The sequence below is a fragment of the Bacillus sp. AFS037270 genome (assembly GCF_002585305.1).
Genome location: NZ_NUNF01000052.1, coordinates 48937 through 70296, shown reverse-complemented (window position 1 = coordinate 70296; position 21360 = coordinate 48937). Strand labels below are relative to the sequence as shown.

The window sequence follows — 21360 nt, the reverse complement described above, 5'->3', positions numbered from 1 at the left end:
GATAGGTCAGAGGTGGAAGCATGGTGACATGTGGAGCTGACTGATACTAATCGATCGAGGACTTAACCACAGTTTATAAAGCGAACTCGTTTTTACTTCTTCTATATATTATCTAGTTTTGAGAGAACGAACTCTCAATTTAACAAAATGCGCCCGTAGCTCAATTGGATAGAGCGTCTGACTACGGATCAGAAGGTTATGGGTTCGACTCCTTTCGGGCGCGTCAGTTATCTTTAAACATAAAAGCAGTGGATTCGATTTTAGAATCTACTGCTTTTTTTGTTTCATATTAGAGGAGAGAAAATTTATTTTAACCAAGTATGAGTGATCAGTTAGAAGATGAGACTTTCACTTTTTATTATTTAGTGATAGTGTAAAACAAGAATATACATAATGGAGTTGACTAGTTTTGGGTCGGATGTTTGCTAAGGGGTACGACTTTTTTATGCGTCCTTTAGAAAAAAAGAAGTTTAAAGAGATTCGTGAGGAGCTTCTATTTAAGGCTAATGGTTGTGTTTTGGAAATCGGATCTGGGACAGGTATCAATTTTCCTCTATATAAATCGGTTAAAAAAGTAGTTGCAACCGAACCCAGTACTTATATGTTTGAAAGGTCACAAGAGAAACTGAAACAATCCGCTGTAGAAATTGAAATAGTACAAGCAGGTGCTGAAAAGCTGCCGTTTCCTGATAATAGTTTTGACACAGTCGTAGCAACACTCGTACTATGTACAATACCAAATCCTAATCAAGCAATGATTGAGATGCTTCGTGTTTGTAAGCCGGGAGGGAAATTACTTTTTTTTGAACATGTCAAAATGGATAATCAATTCTTAGCTGGTTTACAGGAAGTCTTAACGCCCGCTTGGAAAAAAATATGTGACGGCTGCTGTTTGAACCGTGATACCCTTACATTAATAAAAAGTAATGATTTGCTCATTAATGAAATAAAAAGTTATTATAATGGGTTATTTCTTTCCTTAGAAACATTTAAACCATAATCTTGAATAACGAGGAAGCAGGGCTGGAATGACTCATTGAATAAATAGCCCTAATCAGTTAATCCTATAGTTTAAATGGCACAAAAAGGAGACATCGCTGTGAAGCCATATGAAATCACCAATATGATTATCGATGATGATTTTGCTGTCGAGGAATATGTGACGGCGGAATTTGTTCACCAACATAAAAACTATAGCATTACCTTTAAAAAGGCCGATTTAGAAATCATCAATTGCTGGGTTTTTGAGGATGGTACATCTCTTCCGGCGGATATACCAGACGAAATTATTGAATCAATCCGAGAAGATTTTAAAAAGAGAATCTAATTTTAAAGAGGCGATATTTATTCCCTATCATGAGAGTAAATCCTGCCTCTTTTCTTTATGACTTATTAAGCAATGTTTTCGGGTTTGCTTTTAAGACCAGCATGGCACATAGAAGAATGCCTGAGGCAAACCAAATGGCTCTTGTCCCCCAATGTAAGGTTGTTAAGGTACCAATTAATGCACCCAATAAAAAAGAGACGATAATCAGCGTAAAGTCTAAAAGTTGAAGGAGACCCTTTCGGTCATGTAACACTAGTGCAGTATATGCCGCTTGCGCAGCTGTACGCAAATTTCCTGTGACCATTGCCGAATTATAGGGCCATTGCACTAATGTACGGAACGAAGAAATTTGTACAGAGGCTACAAATGCAATCGTTATGGTGACAATCATATTCGGTACTTGTACAGGCCAGGTTCCTACAATGACAAGAACAATGCTTTCTAACAAAAGAACGGTGCGGGCCGGGTGTGGAAAGGTCCTAGTAATATGCGGATGTTTTAAGCCTTCAGCCACGGCTACTCCTAATACAAATGCGAATATCGGTGGTATATGACGTAATCCTTGAGTCCATTGCCCATGAGCCACCTCTACGCCTAACAAAACAAGATTACCAGTCTGTGAAGTGGCAAAAACCCCATCGCGGCTTACATATGTGTAGGCATCTAAGAATCCACCCACTACCGCAAGCAGTATACCAAGACCAACGGATTCTGCTGTTAGTCTGTGAACGACAGTCCTTCTTTTATATAAATATCTTCGTAAATCTAATCCAGATAAATGTTTACGTCTAAGAGTCTGTGTTTTTCCCATATCGTTTCTCCCAAATAAAATTTCACTTTTTCTCCTATTTTTTGTTAAGGTCAAAAAATTTATGTAGGTGGAGCAATGGTAATCGAATGACAATTCGATTTTTTGGAAAAGATAAAGGCGAGGTGAATGAAATGGCTGCGGCAAAAATCGGTGATATTATTACATTTAAGCGTGATGGAGAAAGTCACGAAGGAACCGTTTCTGGGGTTCGAGAAAATTCTGTTATCGTCCAATACGGTTATTCGAAAGAGAAGGATGAACCACTCACGACAATCGTAAATCATAAAAACTACAAAATAAAAAAGACGTAAGAAAGTATAGGAGTATTATGGAATACAGAAATGCAGTATGGCTCATCCCCATACTGCATTTTTATATGAATAAAAGTTAATCTTATTGGACTAGGGCTCTGTACCAATTGATTATAATGTAAAACTTTGGTAAATTTGTCAAAAATAATTTACTTCTTAATAAAGAACAAGTATAATCATGTTGGATTTAGTAATTCATAAGTTTTAGTTGTTGAATAGAACTTATTTACTAGTTCTTCTTAAACATCCTTACTAGGCTGCATCAAATTTACATACGACTATTCAAACATCATCATTTTTTTAGCCAGATCAATAAGGGGGGAAATGGCATATGACGTGGTTTACAAAGTGGTCTTTCCGTAATAAGGCTGCTGTGTTGCTTACGACAGCCCTGATTCTAATTATGGGGATTTTCAGTTACTTTACTTTACCAATGGAGTTTTTGCCGACTGCCGATAATCCGCAGGTAACAGTAGTAGTACTTGGTCAAGGAACAGATGTTGCAACAATGACAGATACAGTTACAGCACCAATTGAACAATCGGTTTCAGCTGTAAAAGGAAAAAGTGAAATTTATTCGACTACAGGAGATGGATTCTCCAAAATAGATATCATGTTTGAGGCAGAGACAGATATGAAGCAGGCGGCAGCAGATGTTCAAAAATTAATAGATGCTGTCAGGCTACCTGAAGGTACGAATAAACCGATAGTCGTTCAATTAAACACAGATATGATACCGATTGCTGATATTTCAGTTACATTTAAGGACGGTATTACAAAGGAAAATATTAAACTAGCAGATGATAAAATTTTTCCAGCACTAAAGCAAATTAAAGGTGTTGGAAGTGTAGCGATGTACGGAAGAGGGGTAAATGAAATTTCCGTTGAACTAGATCAAGCGAAGCTGCAGGAATTTAAGCTGCCCGCACAAGCGGTTGTAGCGGCCTTACAAGGTCAAAACATGGCTGCCGCTGTCGGTCAAAAAACGATCGACGGAAAAACAAGCAACATTAAAGTAGTTGGAACACTTGAGAGTCTTGAAGACTTAAAGAATGTCTCTGTGGTTCAAGGAGTCAAACTGGGGGATATTGCCTCAATTCAAAAAGCCAGTCAGGAAGATCATATAACACGTGTGAATGGTGAGGATGCCTTGCTTGCGATTATTACAAAAGATAGCAATTCAAGTGCAGTCTCGATTGTAAAAGAGGTTAGAAAAGAAGCAAAAGGTCTCACACAAAAATACGAGAATGCTAATGTAAGTGTCTTCTATTCAACAGCCGATATGGTCGTCAATTCTGTGATCAGCATGATAAAGGAGGTACTGTTAGGAGCTTTATTTGCAACCATTGTGATAATGTTTTTCCTGCGAAACGTTCGTTCAACCTTTATTACCATTGTTTCGATTCCACTTTCGCTATGCTTAACCCTCTTTTTAGTAGGGCGGTCAGGAATCACCCTTAATATCCTGACAATAGGTGGAGTTGCTGTTGCTGTCGGCCGCTTAGTCGATGATAGTATCGTTGTGATTGAAAATATTTTCCGTAAAATGCAGCACGAGAAATTTTCAATTGAGCTGATAGTAGAAGCAACAAAAGAAGTGGCTTCTGCTATCACATCTTCCACTCTTACAACGGTCGCCGTATTTCTGCCTTTAGGCTTAGTAGGGGCTGGATTGAGGGATTTCTTATTGCCGTTCGCATTAACGGTGACCTATTCCTTATTATCGTCGTTACTCGTAGCCTTAACAGTTGTTCCACTCATGAGTGCCGGGCTTCTGAAAAAAGCCAAATTACCAAAACACCAGTCTTCCAAACGGTATGTTTCAATGCTGCGCTGGTCTTTAAATCATAAGTGGGTTATTTTACTGACATCTGCCCTACTGTTTTTTGGTTCCATTGCTGCCTATTTTGTAATGCCAAAGGGTGCCGTTGATAGTTCGGATGCCGAACTCGTGAGGGTGACATTAGATTACCCCAATGAAACGCCAATAAAAATAGTCCATGATCAAACCTTGAAATTGGAAAAGTACTTATTAGACCGAGAGGGACCAAAATCGATTTATACACAATTAGGCAATAGTCCGGATGCTGCCCAATATGGGGAAGTTGGTTCTCCGACATCAGCTGTTTTTACAATTGTGATGAAAGAGAATGCCAATGCCGAACGTTTTATCAATGAAGTAAATAAGCAAAAGGATAACTATCCGGGTGCTGAATTAATGGCCGGCTCTGGTTCATTAACAGGCGGAAGTTCCACCTCAATTACCGTTGATGTTGTAGGTGGAAAAATGGAGGATATTGAGTCAAGCGCGGCCAAAATTGAGGACGTGGTAAAGGTTATTAAAGGGGTAGAAAAAGTAGAAACAAACCAAGAAGAGAAGAAACCAGTTTATACCTTTACAGTTAACTCGGATGCGGCGAAACCTGGTGAAGTGATCCAACAACTTGGGATGATGCTTAATCGTATGCCAATTGGAAGCGTAAATCTTGATGGATCGAATACACCTGTGTATTTAGAACCTATTCTAAATCCCTCTGCCAAAAAGGATTTAGAAGAAATAATGGTTACTAACCAGCAAAAATTAGTCCCTATTACTTCTGTTGCCAAGCTGAATGTTGAAAACAAAGCAACCCAGATTCTTCATAAAAGTGGGGAGGCCTATCTCCGGGTAACAGCTACCGTTGACCCGAAACAGCTGTCCGTAGTATCTGGGAAAATTAATACAAAAATCAATGGCACCAAGCCTGGAACAGGTTTAAAACTGCCTGATAATGTTGTTGTATATGTCGGTGGGGCGGCGGTCAGCCAAGCGAATGACTTTACTGACCTGTTCTTAACAATGGCACTATCGATTGGAATTGTTTATCTTATCATGGTCATTACATTCAAAACCTTACGAGCGCCGCTAGCGATTCTATTCTCGCTGCCACTAGCTGCGATTGGGGCAATCATCGGACTATTAGTAAGCCGAATTCCTGTTGACATAACTGCGCTGCTCGGTGCGTTAATGTTAATTGGTATTGTTGTCACCAATGCGATTGTATTAATTGATCGAGTCAAGCAGAATGAAGCGAAGATGATTATGCGGGACGCAATTTTAGAGGCCGCTAGTACGCGCATCCGCCCAATCTTAATGACAGCTGTTGCGACAATCTGTGCGATGCTGCCACTATTATTTAAAAAAGCAGAAATGGGAAGTCTTGTTTCGCAGAGCCTCGCCATCGTTGTAATCGGCGGTCTCGCTATTTCCACCCTATTAACATTAGTTGTTGTGCCGGTCATCTATGAATTATTCCATTTTAAAAAGTCTAAAAAGCAGCGGATTGCACAAAAACGAAATCTAACAGGGGAACAACCGGTTTCCGGATGATTTGAATTGGTGAAAGGGAGTTTGAAAAGACTCCCTTTTTTCTATTCAATCAATTTTTCCCTCTTAATACTTATTTATATAATCGGAATTATCGGATATAATGAAATAGTCCAAACTTTTATATTTCGTTTATCGAAAGAAAAAGAGGAAACGGGTTAGTATACATAAATAAATATTTGGAGGGTAAAAACAGTGAAGTATAGCTATGTTTCCCATCTTGAGTGTCCAAAATGCCATGAGATTTATACCGTCGATGAAGTAAATCAGCTATGTCGTTGTGGAGCACCACTATTAGTTAGATACGATTTGAATGAAGCTAAATCAATTTTGAAAAAAGAAGACTTAAACTCTCGAAAAAATAGTTTATGGAGATATCATGAACTGCTTCCCGTGAAAAACGAGGACAATATCGTCTCTTTGGATGAAGGGATGACTCCCTTAACACAACTAAAGAAACTAGGCGAAAAATACGCTTTAGCTAATTTGTATATCAAGGATGAGGGGATCATTCCAACAGGTTCCTTTAAAACTCGCGGGGCTAGTGTCGGAATCTCCAAAGCAAAGGAACTGGGTGTGAAACAGCTGGCAATGCCGACTAATGGCAACGCAGGCGCAGCCTGGGCGCTATATTCTGCAAAAGCCGGCATTAAAGCAACCATCGTTATGCCTCAAGATGCCCCGAATATCACGAGAAAAGAAGTTGCCGTCTCCGGTGCCAATTTATATTTAGTAAATGGACTAATCAGTGATGCAGGTAAAATTGTTGGCAAGCTGATCGCCGAACAGGGGATTTATGATGCGTCAACCTTGAAGGAACCATACCGAATTGAAGGTAAAAAGACAATGGGATACGAAATTTTAGAACAATTTAATTGGCAGGTTCCCGACGTCATTTTATATCCGACTGGCGGTGGTGTTGGGATTATCGGCATTTATAAAGCACTATTGGAATTAAAAGAAATGGGCTGGATAGAAGCTGATAAGTTTCCTAGATTGGTAGCAGTTCAAGCGGAGGGATGCGCTCCAATCGTGAAGGCATGGCAAGAGGGGAAAACGGAATCGGTATTCTGGGAAAACTCAAAGACTAATGCTTTTGGCATCAATGTACCAAAAGCACTGGGTGATTTCCTGGTCTTGGAAGCCATTTATGAAACAAATGGCTGTGCGATTGCCATTTCGGAAAACGACCTCTCGGAAGCACAAAAGCTGGTGGCTGAACTTGAAGGGAACTTCATTTGTCCGGAAGGTGCGGCTACGTTTGCTGCAGCTCGTATTTTACGTGAGCAAAACTGGATAAAAGTAGATGAAACAGTTGTTTGTTTAAACACCGGGGAGGGCATCAAATATCCGGAAACTGTTGAAACAAACAATGTAACATTATTAAACCCGGATGATGTCATTAAAGCTTAATAAACAGACGAAAAAGTCCAAGGCTTATTGGTCATTTCGTTCTAATTGGATTTGGTACTAAAGGCTGTGACATCTCTACTCTTGGCAACATAGGATAGTAGTGGAGGTGTCACAAAATGAAGAAATGGTTAAAAGCCGTCATTTTGACATACCTTTGCTTGCTGTTTTTTGGCAGTTTTATCGCAGTAGGCATGTTAGGGACCGGTGCGCTTGAAAAATCTCTGCCATTCATTTCTGATATCAAAATCTTTTTGTATTATTTTTTCGCTGGAGCAATTGGCGGTTCACTAAGACATCTTTATATGTTTTGTACTCACTATATGGAAGACGAATTACACGATTATCGAAAATGGATTATGTATATTTTTTATCCCATTTTTGCCACAGGCACAGCAGTCGTGGCTGTCACGCTGATCCAAAGTGGTATTTTACTCATTCAATTTACAGATTATCAAGATACTCCTTATGCGCCTATTAGTATAGCCTTCTTTGTGGGATTTGGTTTTAACCGCTTTGTAAAAAAACTTAATACTGTATCAAAAGATATTTTTCAGACGAAACACAAGAAAAGCAACCCAGCTGATGAAATAACTGATGATTTAGAAGAGGCCTCAGATAAACAGCTCGAAAGTCCAAAGAGTCCTACAAACAATGGTCGATTATAAAGAATAAGCCTTCATGTGCAATATCACATGAAGGCTTATTATATTAATATTTATATGTCTCTTTGATCAAAATGTAAGATTTGATGCAGCTCATTGAGATTCCGAATTTCATAGGTAGGAATAATTTCGGTGTTGTTTGGATTGGCCTTAGGATTGAACCAACAAGTATCCAGGCCGGCAAGCTGTCCGCCTTTAATGTCAGAGGTTAAGGAGTCACCAATTATTAAAGCATGTTCTGGAGAGAAATTAATAATTCGGGCAAAGACGTATTCAAAAAATTCCTTCATCGGTTTTTGGAAACCTGTATCTTCGGAGACAAAAATCTCTTTAAAGAGCGGGTGAAGACCGGAATCACGTAAGCGTTTGTCCTGTGTCTTGGAAACTCCGTTTGTAACAATATATAAATCAAATTGGTTTTGCAACACGGACATTAATTCAAGCGCACCACTAATTAATTGGTGTCCTTCTTCTAAATAACCGCGATAGTTTTTTTCCAATAAGGCGCCATCAACGTTTTTTCCATATTCCTTAAATAAAAGGGAAAAACGGGTATTGACTACTTCATCCCGTTCGATGTGTCCTTCTTCAAACAATTTCCACAGCCCGTGGTTTATTTTTTTGTAGTGGGCTTCCATTTCCTTTGTTAGCGTTATACTTTGACTCTCAAATAAGAGCTTTAGGGCTGAGGCTTCGGCAGCAGCAAAATCTAATAATGTATCATCGACATCGAATAATAATGTTTGATATTTTTTCATTATACTTTCCCCTTTGTTTCTTCATAAACCTTTCATGATTTACAACATTCTAATTTTAGCGCAGAAAAGCGCCAGGTGCCATCCATAAGATTGGAAAACCCCCAGCGCTGGGATCATGAAGTTATTTTTTAAAAACATGATTTCCAATCACAAGCGTTGTAGCTCTTGAATCAAGCCAACGGTTCGTCGCAGTAGCTGGATTATAAAAGAATAACGAGCCAGCGGCTACATTGCTTTTTTCATTTATGGCTTCTTGAACGGCTCTAATCGAATCCTCATCCGCAGGTTGATTAATTTCTCCATTCCGGACTGGCTGAAATTGCCCTTTTTGATAGATAACCTCTTTAATCGAATTAGGGAACGAGGAACTGGCAACTCGATTAAGGACCACACAGGCGACGGCGACTTTTCCTTGGTATGGTTCACTCTCAGCCTCTGCTCGGACTAATCTTGCAAGCAAATCTAATTCGTTTTCCGAGTATCCTACGTTTATTTCAGCTTTTGAAGCAGTATGTACGGCTTGTCCAATTGTATTTCCTTCCAGAGTTCCTGTATTGACAGCATGTCCGGTTGCTTTTTCATCCTGAGTTCCTGTGTTGACGGCTTGTCCGGTTGTTTTTTCATCCTGAGTTCCTGTATTAACGGTTTGTCCTACATAAATTAAATTAAGATTTTGAATCTGCGGATTTAGTCTCGCTAACTCTTGCAATGAAAGATTCTGACTTCTAGCAATTCCAAACATTGTGTCCCCGCTTTTAACGGTATAGGCAAAAGCAGGTGAAGAAAATAATAGAGAAGCTATAACAGAAATCGCAGTAATAAGTTTTTTCAAGGTCATTTTCCTCCAGTCGAATTCTCTTATTAATGTCTATTTTTATGAAAGGGATTGCTAGATTAGTATTTCAGAGTATTACAGTTATATTACATAATAATAGAGTTGCATTTTATAGAAAGAACCGATTAATAGACAAAAAAGGGCAAAGAAAATAATTCTGGAAAATATAGGTCATGCTAAAAGGTGATTCCAATTTTTGAAGGAAGTGAATCGATGGACCTTTTAACTTATTCAGAAAGTTTTTTGAATTATATAAGAGATTATTTAATCTTAAGAGTCGTCTTTATGATCGTAATCCTAATGATTATTTCATTTGTGATTAACCGGAGTGTTGATTGGTTTTTTCGAAAGTCTCACCTATTGGAAGACGAGGTCGAACAAACCATCCAAGGGGTAATCCGTTCTGCTTTAAAATACACTTCAGCGACCATCGTAATTGTTTATATGATTGGCCAATTTATGAATCTAAAAGGCTTACTTGCTGGAGCAGGAATTGTCGGTGTCGTTGTCGGTCTTGCGGCCCAAGAGGTATTAAAAGATATCTTATTAGGATTAGTTCGACTGTCAGATCGAGAATTCCGTGTCGGGAATTATGTCACCTTTAATGGAAATAACTCAGGTACTATTGAGGAGATTGGCATTCGTTTTATGCAAATTCGTGAATGGTCCGGCAAATTATTGACGATTCCTCATGGGGAAGTAAGAACCATTCAGAATTTTAATAAAGGAAAAATGCGCGTCATTGAACGAATGACTGTCAGCTATCAGGAAGATCCACAAAAAATGAAGCAGTTGATGGAAGAAGTCTGCAGTACTTGTAATGAAAGATACTCCCAATGCCTGTTGAAAATGGAGGACGGCAGCCCTGAGCAGGAATTTCAGTTTATCGGAATAACAGACCTTAACCCTAATCAGAAATATGTCGGTTATGAGCTTTGTATGGTAGGGCTTGTTTGGCCTGATGATTATTTTGAGGTATCGAGACAGGTAAGGTTTGAATTATTAAAGGTATTTCACAAACATCAGATTAATATGCCTGGGATGGTTCTTTATAATGATCCCTTGAATGGTCAGACTCTTCCTGATAAGGTGTAAGTTTTTTGTTTGGGTCTTTGGATCTAATTGTATAAGGAAGGAAATATTATCAATACTAAAACTGAAAAATTAGCAGAATAGGAGCAGTCTACCATGAAAAAACAACTAATCGCCTGTTTGTTTGTTAGTTCACTCGCCTTTACAACCACTGTTTCATCCGCTGGAGCCGAAGGAAGACCGGCACCGCAGCGGGCATGTATTAATCAATCGGTGATTCAATTAAAGTATCCAATGCAAAAGCTGTGGATTGAACAAGCATGGTGGACAAGAAGTTTTATTGTCAGCAGCCTAGCAGGACTTAAGGACAAGGACCATGTATTGACTAGGGTATTAGAGAATCAAGTGGATCTTGGAAATATTATTAAACCCTATTATGGAGTACAAGCAGGGAACAAGCTTACGAGTTTACTTAAGGAACATATCTTAATTGTCGGTAAAATTATTGAGGCGGCAAAAGCCGGGGACCAAGCGAAGGTCAATCAATTTAATAAGGATTGGATCCGTAATGCCGATGAAATAGTTGCCTTCCTGACTAGTGCAAACCCGAATTGGAACAAACAGGTTCTAACTGACATGTTCTATACCCATTTAAAATTGACCACGACTGAAGTAGAGGACCGGTTAAAAGGGGATTGGACCGCAGATATCAAAACGGCGGATACCAATGAGACCCATCTCATTCATATGGGTGACTTTTTAACAGATGGAATTGTTAAACAGTTTCCGAATAGATTTAGGTAAGAAAAGCGCAAGCGCTCTGTTCAGCTGGGTATGGCCTGAGCTGGACATTTCTCAAAGTCGATTTATACTTTTCCATATTATATAAAGGGAGGAAATCTATCGTAGACTGATTACGAAAGATTTCCTTTTCTTTTAATACTTATCACTTTTTTTATTTCGATACGCAACAAGGTTTGTTTTTAAAGAAGCGTAGGAGCCAATCGCCGCATATCCATAAAACCAGCCCATGAAAAGACCAGAGATAAAGCTATGTTTGTGACTAATAAAAATGGAAATACCAAGTCCGAATAAAACAGCAATCGTAGGGACAAACCATTTGGGGATTTTAAAATAAACCTTAATGAATTGTGTTAACATCATAATCATTGGGATCGCAAACACAGCATCCCAAAAATTCATCTGAATGGAAGGGAAATCCAAGAAATAACACACCTTTTTTCTGTATTATGTGTAAACTACCCCAAAATTATTTTAACTGAGCTAGGGATGGCTATAGACTTGAACAAACTATGATAGAATGAGTCTGTCATAATTACTTACATAATTTGAGTAAAAATAGGAGGAATTTTAGGTGGAGTTAGGGATTAGTACGTTTGTAGAAACCACCCCGGACGTTCAGACCGGAGAAGTAATAAGTCATGCCGAGCGGCTCCGTGAAGTCGTAGCGGAAATTGTCCTTGCAGATGAGGTAGGCTTAGATGTATTTGGAGTGGGGGAGCATCACCGCAAAGATTATGCAGCATCCTCTCCCACTCTGGTCCTTGCTGCTGCAGCTCCACAAACAAAACGGATTAGGCTGACGAGTGCCGTGACTGTTCTTTCTTCTGATGACCCCGTCCGGGTATTTGAAGATTTTGCCACGCTGGATGGTCTATCAAACGGGAGAGCGGAAATCATGGTAGGACGTGGTTCGTTTATTGAATCGTTCCCATTGTTTGGCTATGATTTGCAAGATTATGATGAACTGTTCGAAGAGAAACTGGATCTTTTATTAAAATTGCGGGAGTCCGAGAAAGTGAGTTGGAGCGGTAAGCATCGTCCAGCAATAAATAATCTGGGTGTCTATCCTCGTCCTGTGCAGAATCCCCTGCCGGTGTGGATTGGCAGCGGGGGAACGCCGGATTCAGTTATTCGTGCCGGATTGTTAGGATTACCGCTTGTTCTTGCAATTATTGGCGGTCGTCCTGTCCAGTTTGCACCGCTTGTTAAACTCTATAAAAGAGCGGCGGAACAGGCAGGACATGATGCTTCAAAGTTAACGGTAGCATCGCATTCCCACGGTTTTATTGCAGAAGACACTGAGATTGCAGCTGATAAATTTTTCCCGTCTACCCAGCAAGCAATGAATGTGTTAGGTCGTGAGCGAGGCTGGGGGTATTACGATCGGTCCAGTTTTGATGCGGCACGAAGTTTTGAAGGCGCGCTTTATGTGGGAGACCCTGAAACGGTGGCACAAAAAATTATTCATCTTCGCAAGAATGTGGGGGTTACCAGGTTCATGCTCCATGTACCGGTAGGAAGTATGCCACATACGGATGTTATGAGAGCGATTGAGCTATTGGGTAAAGAGGTAGCGCCACGGGTTCGTGAGGAAGTTTCTAAATGGGAGGAAGAAGGCAATATTTAAAATGGTGATACAAGATTGAAGCTTTTGAAGGAAATAGTATTTTCCATAGTATGGAGGGATGTTACATAACTCCTGTAGAAATAGAAATGGGAAATGTTCGGGGGATAAGAGGTCGTCATAACTCCTGAAGGAATAGAAATAGGAATCGTTCGGGGGATAAGACTCATTTCCCCGAACGATAAGTAGTACTAAATTAATCCAAGCTTTGCCAACCCGTAAACAACCCCATCTTCTTCAGCAGAAAGAGTCACCATATTTGCAGCTTGCTTTAATTCATCAGATGCCGCCCCCATGGCAACGCCCATTCCTACCAATGAGAGCATTTCAATGTCATTTATACCATCTCCAAAGGCAACAGCTTCATCTGGAGCAATACCAAGCTTCTCCAATAACTTTGTAATCCCAACAGACTTGTTTGAATTCGTAAGATTCACATCACAGGTTCGTGCCCCAGAGCTCCATCTGCGAAAATCCAACTCGGGAATTTTAGCCTTATAATGAATTTCTTCCTCCAGATTACAGTGGAGGAACAACTGATAAATATCTTGGTCCATCCAATAACGAGGAGGCGCTAGAACAGGTTTCCACGGATCATGACTATAGGCTTCAACAACAAAAGGGTGACTCAAGTCGGTTGATGTAAAGCTTGAACCACTCAAGAAAGTGAGCGGATGTTGATAATCACCAGATAACTGATGAACCCTTTTTAAGATACTTTTATCAATTGCGCTTTGATAAATCTCTTTTCCTTCATGATAAACATACGATCCGTTAAAGAAAACCATTGATTCTACTCCGGTTTCCTCTACAACAGAATTTGAAAAATAAGGAGCCCGTCCCGTAGCAATGACTACCTTCATGTTTTTATCTTTTAACCGCTGAATCGCATCCTTTGTGGCGGGGCTGACGGTTTTTCCATGTGGAACTATAGTTCCGTCTATATCTAAGATGACTACCTTATAATTCATCATTCACACTCCTAAGCTGCTGTTCTATAGCTAGATTATCAAATGCATATCCCCAAGTATATCATGACTGTTTAAAAACCGAATAAAAGCTCCACTCCAAAAGTGTAAACAAAAAATATGGTAAGAAAAGTTAATGGTATTAATAGCTTTCTCGCAGGCTTAATTTGTATTAGTAATTTATTATATTTCGGTTGATACTTCAGCTATAACTTGGAAAATAAAAAAAGGTTGATAGAATATCTACCAACCTTTTGTAACCTATAAAAACAAGGTTCCAGATACCATAATGCTAAACAGTGAACCAAGGATTAATCCTCCCGAGGCAAACATCATTAAAACTACACCGTGCGCTTTACTTCGATCATGGAAAGTAAAAAAGCCCATCAGAAATGCCGCTGCTCCGAACAAAATAGGAATAAACATGAGAGAAATAACAAAGAATGTCCAACCTAAGATAGGAAAAATGATACCTTGTTTTTTGTCAGAATTAGCCCCTTCATGTTTTAGGGTGATTCTTCCGCAGCTTTGACAAACATTTGTGTTCACAACCTCATAAGATCCATTTTGAGAATTGTACATTTCAACCACTCCAATCATTTTTTATTTTCAGTTCCAATGAAAAAAATTAGGATTAAATCTTGAGGTGAAAACGAAGAATGTAGAGGACGATGTTGGAATCAAATTTATTATTCTGAAAATACGGAAAAATTAATATTAGATTACCATAATTTTAATAATTTTCAAGTATTTAGCACGTAAAAGAAATATTTTTTTAGAATGACAAAAAAACTCTTTCCTTCTTTATTAAAAATGATCCGGAAGCAGAAGGTGAAATATAGGTCTGACAGAGAAGGATTAGATCTTCCATGTTAGCAGGGTTCATATTATACTAATAAATTACAAGGGAAATTTTACTTAGAGAGAACTTAAAATGGGGGAGAATGATGATAAGAAGATTAAATAAAGATGATCATAACGTTTGTCTAAGTTTATTGAAAACCAAACCTGCTGAAAACTTATTTATTATTGGTGACATAGAGGTATATGGATATGAACAAGAATTTCAAAAGCTTTGGGGAGAGTTTAACGAAGGTGGAGACCTTATTGCTGTTTTGTTAAAATTCGAGGAAAATTATATTCCATTTGCATTAGATTCATTTGATGCACGAGGATTTGCTGAGGTCATGTCTAATGATTCTACTTTTAAGATGATGTCAGGTCTAAAGGGGATTACCGCGCAAATTGAGCCCTTCCTGAATCAACCTTACAAAAGGAAAAGACAACTATATTATGCTAAATGCACTAAATTAAATACTGGTACAAATAATGTTGACCTATTAAATGTTCAGCAAGCACAACCCCACGATGCTCAAGAACTTGTTGAATTACTAAACTCTGTTCCAGAGTTTAACGGATCAACCATGACTTTGGAAAGAAAACTACGTGAACTGAAAGACGGAAGTTCGCGATCATTTTTTATAAAGGAAGATGGGAAAATTGTATCAACTGCCTCAACAGCAGCAGAAAATTCAATGTCAGCCATGGTGGTGGGGGTAGCTACACTAGAAAACTATAAGAAAAAAGGATATGCTACTAACTGTATGCTGAAGTTGTGCAATCAACTTCTTGATGAAGGAAAAGAACTATGTTTGTTCTACGACAATCCAGAAGCAGGAGGCATTTATAAACGGATTGGTTTTGAAGACATTGGATTTTGGATGATGTATACATATGAATAAATGAACTTGGAATGTAAAAGGCAGAGATTCATCTCCGCCCTTTGCATATGTGGAATTTGAATGTGGACTTTATTCTACTTTAACCTTTATATAATCAACCGCATTAAAACCATAGCCCTTTCGGTTCCACAATGGTTTGGAAGGCTGAACATTCCCGTCGAAATCTGTTGCTCTTGTTTGTATCGTATACTCACCTTTTTTTAGCACCTCCCATTGATAATTCCAAGAAACCCATGAATACTTTTCGGATGTAGAAGGTAATTGACAGGTCTCCCAAGTTTGACCATCTAAACTAATTTCCACTTTGTCTATACTTCCTTTTCCAGTCCACGCAATTCCTTTTATCTGGTATATTCCTGAAGCCAGTAATTGCCTATTTAATGGATATTGAATCGTGGAGTTTACATTGATCGTCGTGACAGGAAATTTCCCACTATCATCTTCTTTGTTTGGATAGTAAACATAGTCCACTGTTTGAAAGGGGCCTTTAAATTCCTTATCAATCACCGTAATTTTTTTTAGCCATTTTACAGAAGCCATGGCATACCATCCAGGTACGATCAATCTCAAGGGAAAACCATGCTTAAAGGGGATAGGCTGATTATTGTACTCATAAGCGATGATGGTATCCGCTTCAAGAGCCGTTTCAATTGGTAAGCTTCTTGAAAAGTGAACTATTTGGTTGGAATCAGGTCTTTCACCATAATCATAGCCTTCAAAAACTATTTCTTTGGCACCATCAATCACCCCAGTGTACTGTAGTAAGGTCCTTAAAGAAACTCCCTTCCAGCTTCCTTGACTTATGGCACCTTTTTCCCATTGTTCTCCAAATACTTTTGGTTCAAAAAAGTCACGTTTATCTCCTGAACACTCTAAAATCATTTTGATTGTTCTCGATGGCAGTGAGTATATATCCGGTAATGAAAATGTTCTTGGGGTACGCACGAATCCCTGAATTGGAAGAAAGTAGAAGGAAGATGTAAAGTGAGGATACGTAAAATGGTTTCTTCTGTAAAATAATTTTCCATCGACGATATCGCCATTTATAAAATATATGGGTGTTTCCTGATTTTCTGGGGTTAAAGACTTTGTAATTAGGTAGGGCTTTACCTCCGGTTGACGGAAATTTCTCAAGTTACTACCTCCTTAAGCTTTGCTATTTAATGCATATGTAGTTGGAGGATGATTATTCAATTGAAGAGGAATTTACATAATTCTTCAGACTGTCGGTGTAAAAAGAAAACATCAATATCATGAGAAAGCCACTGTTAACTTTTTAAGTACAGTGGCTATTTAACGGCCTTTTTGTTTACGGGCTAATCTAGTTTGGTGTTCATATTTAATTTCATCCCAAAGGTTAAAATCTCGTAACTGTTTTTGAGGATATAGCCATAATTTTTGTTGTGATCAATCACAACATCCCCATCCAGATGACTTATCACCAGTGAGTCAATAAGAATGGTAATATCATCAATCTTAAAAACCTCATCATTTTCTGCCTGCTCAACCTGAGCAAGTTCATACATATAGGTCGCCCCTCAACCAGTAGTTCGGATTTCGTTAATTCGAACAATTGGTGCCTCACCAAGCTGAGTTTTGAGTTGCTGCTTGGCGACAGTAGTGATAGTAACGTTCATTTTTTTCACCTCAATACTTATTTTCCCTTTCCTAACTATATAAAACCCGGAAAAAGTTAGTAAGTCCAAGTATAGTCTATTGTGGCGATTTTGTGAAAATTTTTTGCTTTTGCCGGAACTGGGTCTGTTTTTATAGGAGAGAAACTATGAAAATGGTAAAATAATAAAACTTAGTAAATAAAGGAGTCATTACACATGATGAACAAAATAGAAATCCTTGCTTGTAGAATCCTAGGCTGGAAGCTAAATCGATGGGACAGATGGTATGATTATGAAAAGGAAATCTTCATTCCTGTTTCGGAGTTTCAGCCGGAAGACAACCTCGAAAATGCTATGCTTTTAGTAGAAAGATTAAAAGAGCTAGGCTTTGTCTATAAAACAAATGGGAAAAACGAGGCTTGTTTTGATGATGTTTGTGAAACGGGTGAAACCTTAGCCCACGCGATTACAAACGCAGCCTTTTCCATTGCGGATAATAGCTCCATTGATGAGGGCTGGCTTTAGTACTAAGGGGGAGAATTTTTCATGAATAAACCAATTATCGGTATTACAGGGGCATATGTAAATCATAATCAATTTATGGAAGGTGTTTATGTTCATCATGATTACCATAAGACAGTCGCCGCTAATGGAGGAATACCGATCATTCTTCCATACATAAATGCGGAACTAGCTATAGAAACGATGCCGCTTTGTGACGGGATTATCCTCAGTGGCGGAGAAGATGTAGACCCACTTTTTTATGGCGAGGATCCACATCCACAGTTAGGTCCCACTACACGTGAGCGCGACTTGGCTGAAATCGCCATTGCCAAATACGCGTTAGAGAACAATATTCCCTTGCTCGCCATATGCAGAGGAATTCAAATTTTAAATGTGGCCTTAGGAGGAACGTTACTACAAGATATCCCAAGCCAAGTCAAAGAGCCGATTCAACACTCGCAAAAGGTTACTAGAAGCCGCGATACTCATTGGGTGAACATCCAAAAAGATAGTAAATTATTTCAAATACTGGATACGGAGCAGCTTAGAGTAAATAGTCTTCATCACCAATCAATAAATAAGGTGGCCAAAGATTTACGAGTAGTAGCTGTGTCGTCTGACGGGATTGTTGAGGCTGTCGAATACATTTATCCAAGCACTTTTACAGTGGGAGTGCAATGGCATCCAGAATCCATGGCAAACACCAATAATCAGATGAACAATTTGTTCGTAGAATTTATTAAAAGCTGTTTGAAAGTAACGGTTTGATTAATGGATGGAACGGAGGAATTGATAATGGAAAAAATTTATCTAGATTATAATGCAAGTACCCCATTGGCACCTGAAGTCGTTGATGCAATACAGCCGCTGCTGACCGACTTTTATGGTAATCCATCAGCCTTACATTGGTCTGGGAAACCCGTAAAAGAGTTATTGCATAATGCTAGAGAACAGGTGGCCGATTTAATCGGAAGTTCGGCGAGGGAAATCATTTTTACCAGTGGCGGCAGCGAGGCAAATAACCTGGCTTTGAAAGGCTTCTATTTTAAAAATCGGCATAAAGGCAGCCACATCATCACTTCTAAAATTGAACATCCTGCGATCATGAATCCTTGTAGGTTTTTGGAACAAGTTGGGGCAAAGGTGACTTACGTAGGAGTTGACCAATATGGGAGAGTTTTACCTGAAGAAGTCGAAAAGGCGATTACCGATGAGACCATCCTGATTTCGATTATGCACTCCAATAATGAAACAGGTACCTTACAGCCCATCAAAGAGATTGGGGAAATAGCTGAAAGATATGGGATTGTTTTTCATACAGATGCTTCCCAATCAGCGGGAAAAGTGGCGATCAATGTGCATGATCTAAAGGTAGACCTGCTCACGATTGCCGGTCATAAACTATATGCACCTAAGGGAATCGGGGCACTTTATATTAAAAACGGAATCGAACTTGAACCGCTCATTCACGGAGCAGGGCATGAGTTCGGCCTTCGTGCCGGCACCGAAAATACACTACTTGCAGTAGGATTAGGAAAGGCCTGTGAGCTCGCGAAGCAGCAGGAAGGTAATCCTGATTTGGAAAATTTGACTAACTATTTTTGGAGTCAATTAATCGATGCATTTGGGGAGCAGATTGTCCTGAATGGGCATCCTGAACAAAGGCTGCCAAATACCTTGAATGTAAGTTTTGTAAGAAAAATAGGTCAAGACCTGTTATCGGCAATACCAAGTCTAGCTGCCTCGACTGGTTCAGCCTGTCATGCCGGAAGCATTGAATTATCACCGGTATTAAAGGAGATGGGTGTCACTGAGGAAGTTGGGATGGGGGCGATTCGCTTTAGTTTAGGCAGGTACACGACAAAAGACGAAATAGATCAGGTCGTATTAGATTTAAAAAGAATAGTGTAGAAAACAAGGACCATACGATATTACCTAAATTTTGAAATTAAATAAGCCATTTGTTAGTTTGATTAAAATCACAAATGGCTTTCATTTTATAACACTATTCAGTTAAGTGTTTTGCGATTGTATAGCCAATTAGGTAAGCAGATGCGGATGTATTGCCATCAACGGTAAATGGAATAATTGAAGCATCAGCTACAATTAAATTATCCACTCCATGTACATTACCAAACCGATCTACTACTCCACCGCGATTAAAAGGCGCCATCCGTAGAGAACTCTGTTGATGGTGGTTATGACCGAAGTTTTCTTTAATGAATTCTTCAAGTTCATCATCATTTTCAATCATTTCTAGTGTGGGGTTTATAAGCTTATAATTCCGATCTATGCTGGAGAGTTTCTCCGCAATACCTTTAATGTAAGTTTTATAGATTGCTTTAATTGCCTCCAAGTCATACCTGTTATCGAGAAAACCTTCATCTGCTAATAAAATTTTTAATGGATCATTGCTTTGTATTTTAATGGCTCCCCGACTTTTAGGCTGTAAGAATAAAATAGCAATAGTTAAGTTTCCTTCTGAAAAGATTCCTATTAATTGCACACCACGGCGTCGATCATTTATTCCGCTAAGTGGATTAGGTAAAAAAGCACCACCAGTATAAAGAGCAAATGGATCTCTTTGCAACTCAGAGACATCTTTTTGATTAACAGTAAATGTAGCAGTATTTAAGGTGTGATTAGTCAAAAATTCCCCTACATTCGGATTATCAAAAACAACTGGTATGCCAACTTGAAGAAGGTCATTTGCTGGACCAATTCCAGACAACATTAACAGCTGGGCACTGTTAATCCCTGCTGAAATAATTACTTTTTTACGGGCAAAGGCTTTTACCTTTTTTCCTTCTTTAAGAAATTCAATTCCAATTGCAGTTTGCCCGTTAAATAAAATACGAAGTGAAGTTGACTTATACAAAACTCTTAATTTACGACCATTTACACCAAAACCATCGGGAGTCATCAAATCGGAAGATAAAAATGCTGTGGATGAGCTTTCACGTTGTCCATTGTTTTTCTGAAATAGCTGCCATCGAGTAAAAGGACCAATTGGGGTTCTAGGGTCATTATAATCTAGTATCTTATTAAAACCAGTTGCCTGTTCCATAGCTGAAACCAGTTTTTTTGTCATACTAGGTGGAATTTTTGGTGTCTGCCTGATATTCAAACGACCATTAAACCCGTGAAATTCTGGGCTATTTGTTTTCCCATGGAAATTTTCTAACTGTTTAAAGTTTTCTATGGCTTGTTCAGGTGACCAAAGTGGCCCTAAAAGCATTTCCCATTCTCTTAAAACCGATGGTGTAGGTCTAACATATTGTTCTCCATTAATAGATGATCCACCACCAGAAAGACGGCCTGTTGTCCATTCAAAAGATCTATTATCCACCCCTGGTTGAGGTATACCTTCTCCTTGCCAAAAATATTGTGGGTAAAATTGTTCCTCTAGTTCAGGCGCAAATCTTGAATCACTTATCGGCTGATCCTTATCATTGTTTTCCCCCGCCTCCAAGACTAGGGCCGAAGTTTTTTTATCATCTGTGAGTGTCTTACCTATCACTGCACCAGCGGGACCCGTTCCAACAACAATAAAATCAAACGTGTTAATTGAACTATTTATCATATC

At 38.9% G+C, this 21360-nt stretch carries 22 protein-coding genes and 1 tRNA gene; 14 read left to right on the top strand and 9 right to left on the bottom strand.

The features are described from left to right. Positions 1–149: 149 nt before the first annotated feature. The 3 genes from COD92_RS23440 to COD92_RS23430 all read left to right on the top strand — a co-directional run bounded on the left by COD92_RS23440 (position 150) and on the right by COD92_RS23430 (position 1327). Positions 150–223 (top strand) — tRNA-Arg (locus COD92_RS23440). Between the two features lie 222 nt (positions 224–445). Further along, the gene (locus tag COD92_RS23435; RefSeq protein WP_255286686.1) at positions 446–1000 is read left to right on the top strand and encodes a class I SAM-dependent methyltransferase; all 555 of its coding nucleotides are present in this window, start codon (positions 446–448) and stop codon (positions 998–1000) included. Positions 1001–1099: 99 nt separating this feature from the next. Further along, entirely contained in the window at positions 1100–1327 is a 228-nt protein-coding gene (locus COD92_RS23430; protein WP_098531176.1) for a hypothetical protein, read from the top strand. Between the two features lie 55 nt (positions 1328–1382). Here COD92_RS23430 and COD92_RS23425 read toward each other — a convergent pair whose 3' ends face one another. Then, positions 1383–2138, bottom strand: a complete 756-nt coding sequence (locus COD92_RS23425; RefSeq protein ID WP_098531177.1) for a YoaK family protein — start codon at positions 2136–2138, stop codon at positions 1383–1385. A gap of 86 nt (positions 2139–2224) precedes the next feature. Here COD92_RS23425 and COD92_RS23420 point away from each other — a divergent pair, with 86 nt between their 5' ends. The 4 genes from COD92_RS23420 (at position 2225) to COD92_RS23405 (ending at position 7894) form a co-directional block, all read left to right on the top strand. Next, a complete protein-coding gene (locus COD92_RS23420; protein ID WP_255286687.1) occupies positions 2225–2449 on the top strand; it encodes a DUF2187 family protein in 225 nt (74 codons plus the stop codon). A 331-nt stretch (positions 2450–2780) separates the two neighbouring features. Next, positions 2781–5819 carry an efflux RND transporter permease subunit gene (locus COD92_RS23415; RefSeq protein WP_098531178.1) on the top strand — a complete coding sequence of 1013 codons (3039 nt, stop codon included), beginning with the start codon at positions 2781–2783 and terminating at the stop codon, positions 5817–5819. A gap of 192 nt (positions 5820–6011) precedes the next feature. After that, on the top strand, positions 6012–7229 hold the full coding sequence (locus tag COD92_RS23410; protein ID WP_098531179.1) for a threonine synthase: 1218 nt from the start codon (positions 6012–6014) through the stop codon (positions 7227–7229). A gap of 116 nt (positions 7230–7345) precedes the next feature. Beyond that, positions 7346–7894: a hypothetical protein gene (locus COD92_RS23405; protein ID WP_255286688.1), complete on the top strand. Its 549-nt coding sequence runs from the start codon at positions 7346–7348 to the stop codon at positions 7892–7894. A gap of 50 nt (positions 7895–7944) precedes the next feature. Here COD92_RS23405 and COD92_RS23400 read toward each other — a convergent pair whose 3' ends face one another. After that, the gene (locus tag COD92_RS23400; protein WP_098531180.1) at positions 7945–8649 is read right to left on the bottom strand and encodes a YjjG family noncanonical pyrimidine nucleotidase; all 705 of its coding nucleotides are present in this window, start codon (positions 8647–8649) and stop codon (positions 7945–7947) included. 121 nt (positions 8650–8770) lie between these two features. Then, positions 8771–9487: a cell wall hydrolase gene (locus tag COD92_RS23395; protein WP_480253567.1), complete on the bottom strand. Its 717-nt coding sequence runs from the start codon at positions 9485–9487 to the stop codon at positions 8771–8773. A 210-nt stretch (positions 9488–9697) separates the two neighbouring features. Between COD92_RS23395 and COD92_RS23390 the strand changes: the two genes are divergently transcribed. Together COD92_RS23390 and COD92_RS23385 are read left to right on the top strand one after the other, a co-directional pair. After that, the gene (locus COD92_RS23390) at positions 9698–10579 is read left to right on the top strand and encodes a mechanosensitive ion channel family protein (RefSeq protein WP_098531182.1); all 882 of its coding nucleotides are present in this window, start codon (positions 9698–9700) and stop codon (positions 10577–10579) included. A gap of 93 nt (positions 10580–10672) precedes the next feature. Continuing rightward, a complete protein-coding gene (locus COD92_RS23385; protein ID WP_098531183.1) occupies positions 10673–11320 on the top strand; it encodes a glycosyltransferase in 648 nt (215 codons plus the stop codon). Between the two features lie 132 nt (positions 11321–11452). Here COD92_RS23385 and COD92_RS23380 read toward each other — a convergent pair whose 3' ends face one another. Next, a complete protein-coding gene (locus COD92_RS23380; RefSeq protein WP_098531184.1) occupies positions 11453–11740 on the bottom strand; it encodes a hypothetical protein in 288 nt (95 codons plus the stop codon). A gap of 151 nt (positions 11741–11891) precedes the next feature. On the opposite strand from COD92_RS23380, the gene COD92_RS23375 reads away from it, so the two are divergent. Then, positions 11892–12947, top strand: coding sequence for an LLM class flavin-dependent oxidoreductase (locus COD92_RS23375; protein ID WP_098531185.1), 1056 nt, complete (start codon positions 11892–11894; stop codon positions 12945–12947). Positions 12948–13135: 188 nt separating this feature from the next. Here COD92_RS23375 and COD92_RS23370 read toward each other — a convergent pair whose 3' ends face one another. Together COD92_RS23370 and COD92_RS23365 are read right to left on the bottom strand one after the other, a co-directional pair. Further along, positions 13136–13915 (bottom strand): Cof-type HAD-IIB family hydrolase, encoded by a 780-nt coding sequence (locus COD92_RS23370; RefSeq protein ID WP_176541249.1) that lies wholly within the window; start codon positions 13913–13915, stop codon positions 13136–13138. Between the two features lie 258 nt (positions 13916–14173). Then, positions 14174–14494: a hypothetical protein gene (locus COD92_RS23365; protein ID WP_098531187.1), complete on the bottom strand. Its 321-nt coding sequence runs from the start codon at positions 14492–14494 to the stop codon at positions 14174–14176. A gap of 365 nt (positions 14495–14859) precedes the next feature. On the opposite strand from COD92_RS23365, the gene COD92_RS23360 reads away from it, so the two are divergent. Then, the gene (locus COD92_RS23360) at positions 14860–15654 is read left to right on the top strand and encodes a GNAT family N-acetyltransferase (RefSeq protein WP_098531188.1); all 795 of its coding nucleotides are present in this window, start codon (positions 14860–14862) and stop codon (positions 15652–15654) included. Between the two features lie 69 nt (positions 15655–15723). On the opposite strand, the gene COD92_RS23355 is transcribed toward COD92_RS23360, so the two are convergent. Together COD92_RS23355 and COD92_RS23350 are read right to left on the bottom strand one after the other, a co-directional pair. Then, positions 15724–16788, bottom strand: coding sequence for a sulfite oxidase (locus tag COD92_RS23355; protein WP_098531189.1), 1065 nt, complete (start codon positions 16786–16788; stop codon positions 15724–15726). 182 nt (positions 16789–16970) lie between these two features. After that, entirely contained in the window at positions 16971–17180 is a 210-nt protein-coding gene (locus tag COD92_RS23350; RefSeq protein ID WP_098531190.1) for a hypothetical protein, read from the bottom strand. Positions 17181–17486: 306 nt separating this feature from the next. Here COD92_RS23350 and COD92_RS23345 point away from each other — a divergent pair, with 306 nt between their 5' ends. The 3 genes from COD92_RS23345 to COD92_RS23335 are packed head-to-tail and all read left to right on the top strand — an operon-like array spanning position 17487 to position 19685. After that, entirely contained in the window at positions 17487–17795 is a 309-nt protein-coding gene (locus tag COD92_RS23345; RefSeq protein ID WP_306418562.1) for a BC1872 family protein, read from the top strand. Between the two features lie 21 nt (positions 17796–17816). Further along, positions 17817–18542 carry a gamma-glutamyl-gamma-aminobutyrate hydrolase family protein gene (locus tag COD92_RS23340; protein ID WP_098531191.1) on the top strand — a complete coding sequence of 242 codons (726 nt, stop codon included), beginning with the start codon at positions 17817–17819 and terminating at the stop codon, positions 18540–18542. A gap of 27 nt (positions 18543–18569) precedes the next feature. Continuing rightward, on the top strand, positions 18570–19685 hold the full coding sequence (locus tag COD92_RS23335) for a cysteine desulfurase family protein (protein WP_098531192.1): 1116 nt from the start codon (positions 18570–18572) through the stop codon (positions 19683–19685). A gap of 94 nt (positions 19686–19779) precedes the next feature. On the opposite strand, the gene COD92_RS23330 is transcribed toward COD92_RS23335, so the two are convergent. Next, a complete protein-coding gene (locus COD92_RS23330; RefSeq protein ID WP_098531193.1) occupies positions 19780–21357 on the bottom strand; it encodes a GMC family oxidoreductase in 1578 nt (525 codons plus the stop codon). Positions 21358–21360 lie beyond the last annotated feature (3 nt).

Bases quoted from the DNA above. Each gene is read 5' to 3' on its own strand.
- COD92_RS23435 (WP_255286686.1), top strand. From the start codon at position 446: ATGCGTCCTTTAGAAAAAAAGAAGTTTAAAGAGATTCGTGAGGAGCTT.
- COD92_RS23425 (WP_098531177.1), bottom strand. From the start codon at position 2,138: ATGGGAAAAACACAGACTCTTAGACGTAAACATTTATCTGGATTAGAT.
- COD92_RS23420 (WP_255286687.1), top strand. From the start codon at position 2,225: ATGACAATTCGATTTTTTGGAAAAGATAAAGGCGAGGTGAATGAAATG.
- COD92_RS23415 (WP_098531178.1), top strand. From the start codon at position 2,781: ATGACGTGGTTTACAAAGTGGTCTTTCCGTAATAAGGCTGCTGTGTTG.
- COD92_RS23405 (WP_255286688.1), top strand. From the start codon at position 7,346: ATGAAGAAATGGTTAAAAGCCGTCATTTTGACATACCTTTGCTTGCTG.
- COD92_RS23400 (WP_098531180.1), bottom strand. From the start codon at position 8,649: ATGAAAAAATATCAAACATTATTATTCGATGTCGATGATACATTATTA.
- COD92_RS23395 (WP_480253567.1), bottom strand. From the start codon at position 9,487: ATGACCTTGAAAAAACTTATTACTGCGATTTCTGTTATAGCTTCTCTA.
- COD92_RS23390 (WP_098531182.1), top strand. From the start codon at position 9,698: ATGGACCTTTTAACTTATTCAGAAAGTTTTTTGAATTATATAAGAGAT.
- COD92_RS23385 (WP_098531183.1), top strand. From the start codon at position 10,673: ATGAAAAAACAACTAATCGCCTGTTTGTTTGTTAGTTCACTCGCCTTT.
- COD92_RS23370 (WP_176541249.1), bottom strand. From the start codon at position 13,915: ATGAATTATAAGGTAGTCATCTTAGATATAGACGGAACTATAGTTCCA.
- COD92_RS23365 (WP_098531187.1), bottom strand. From the start codon at position 14,494: ATGTACAATTCTCAAAATGGATCTTATGAGGTTGTGAACACAAATGTT.
- COD92_RS23360 (WP_098531188.1), top strand. From the start codon at position 14,860: ATGATAAGAAGATTAAATAAAGATGATCATAACGTTTGTCTAAGTTTA.
- COD92_RS23350 (WP_098531190.1), bottom strand. From the start codon at position 17,180: ATGTATGAACTTGCTCAGGTTGAGCAGGCAGAAAATGATGAGGTTTTT.
- COD92_RS23345 (WP_306418562.1), top strand. From the start codon at position 17,487: ATGATGAACAAAATAGAAATCCTTGCTTGTAGAATCCTAGGCTGGAAG.
- COD92_RS23340 (WP_098531191.1), top strand. From the start codon at position 17,817: ATGAATAAACCAATTATCGGTATTACAGGGGCATATGTAAATCATAAT.
- COD92_RS23335 (WP_098531192.1), top strand. From the start codon at position 18,570: ATGGAAAAAATTTATCTAGATTATAATGCAAGTACCCCATTGGCACCT.
- COD92_RS23330 (WP_098531193.1), bottom strand. From the start codon at position 21,357: ATGATAAATAGTTCAATTAACACGTTTGATTTTATTGTTGTTGGAACG.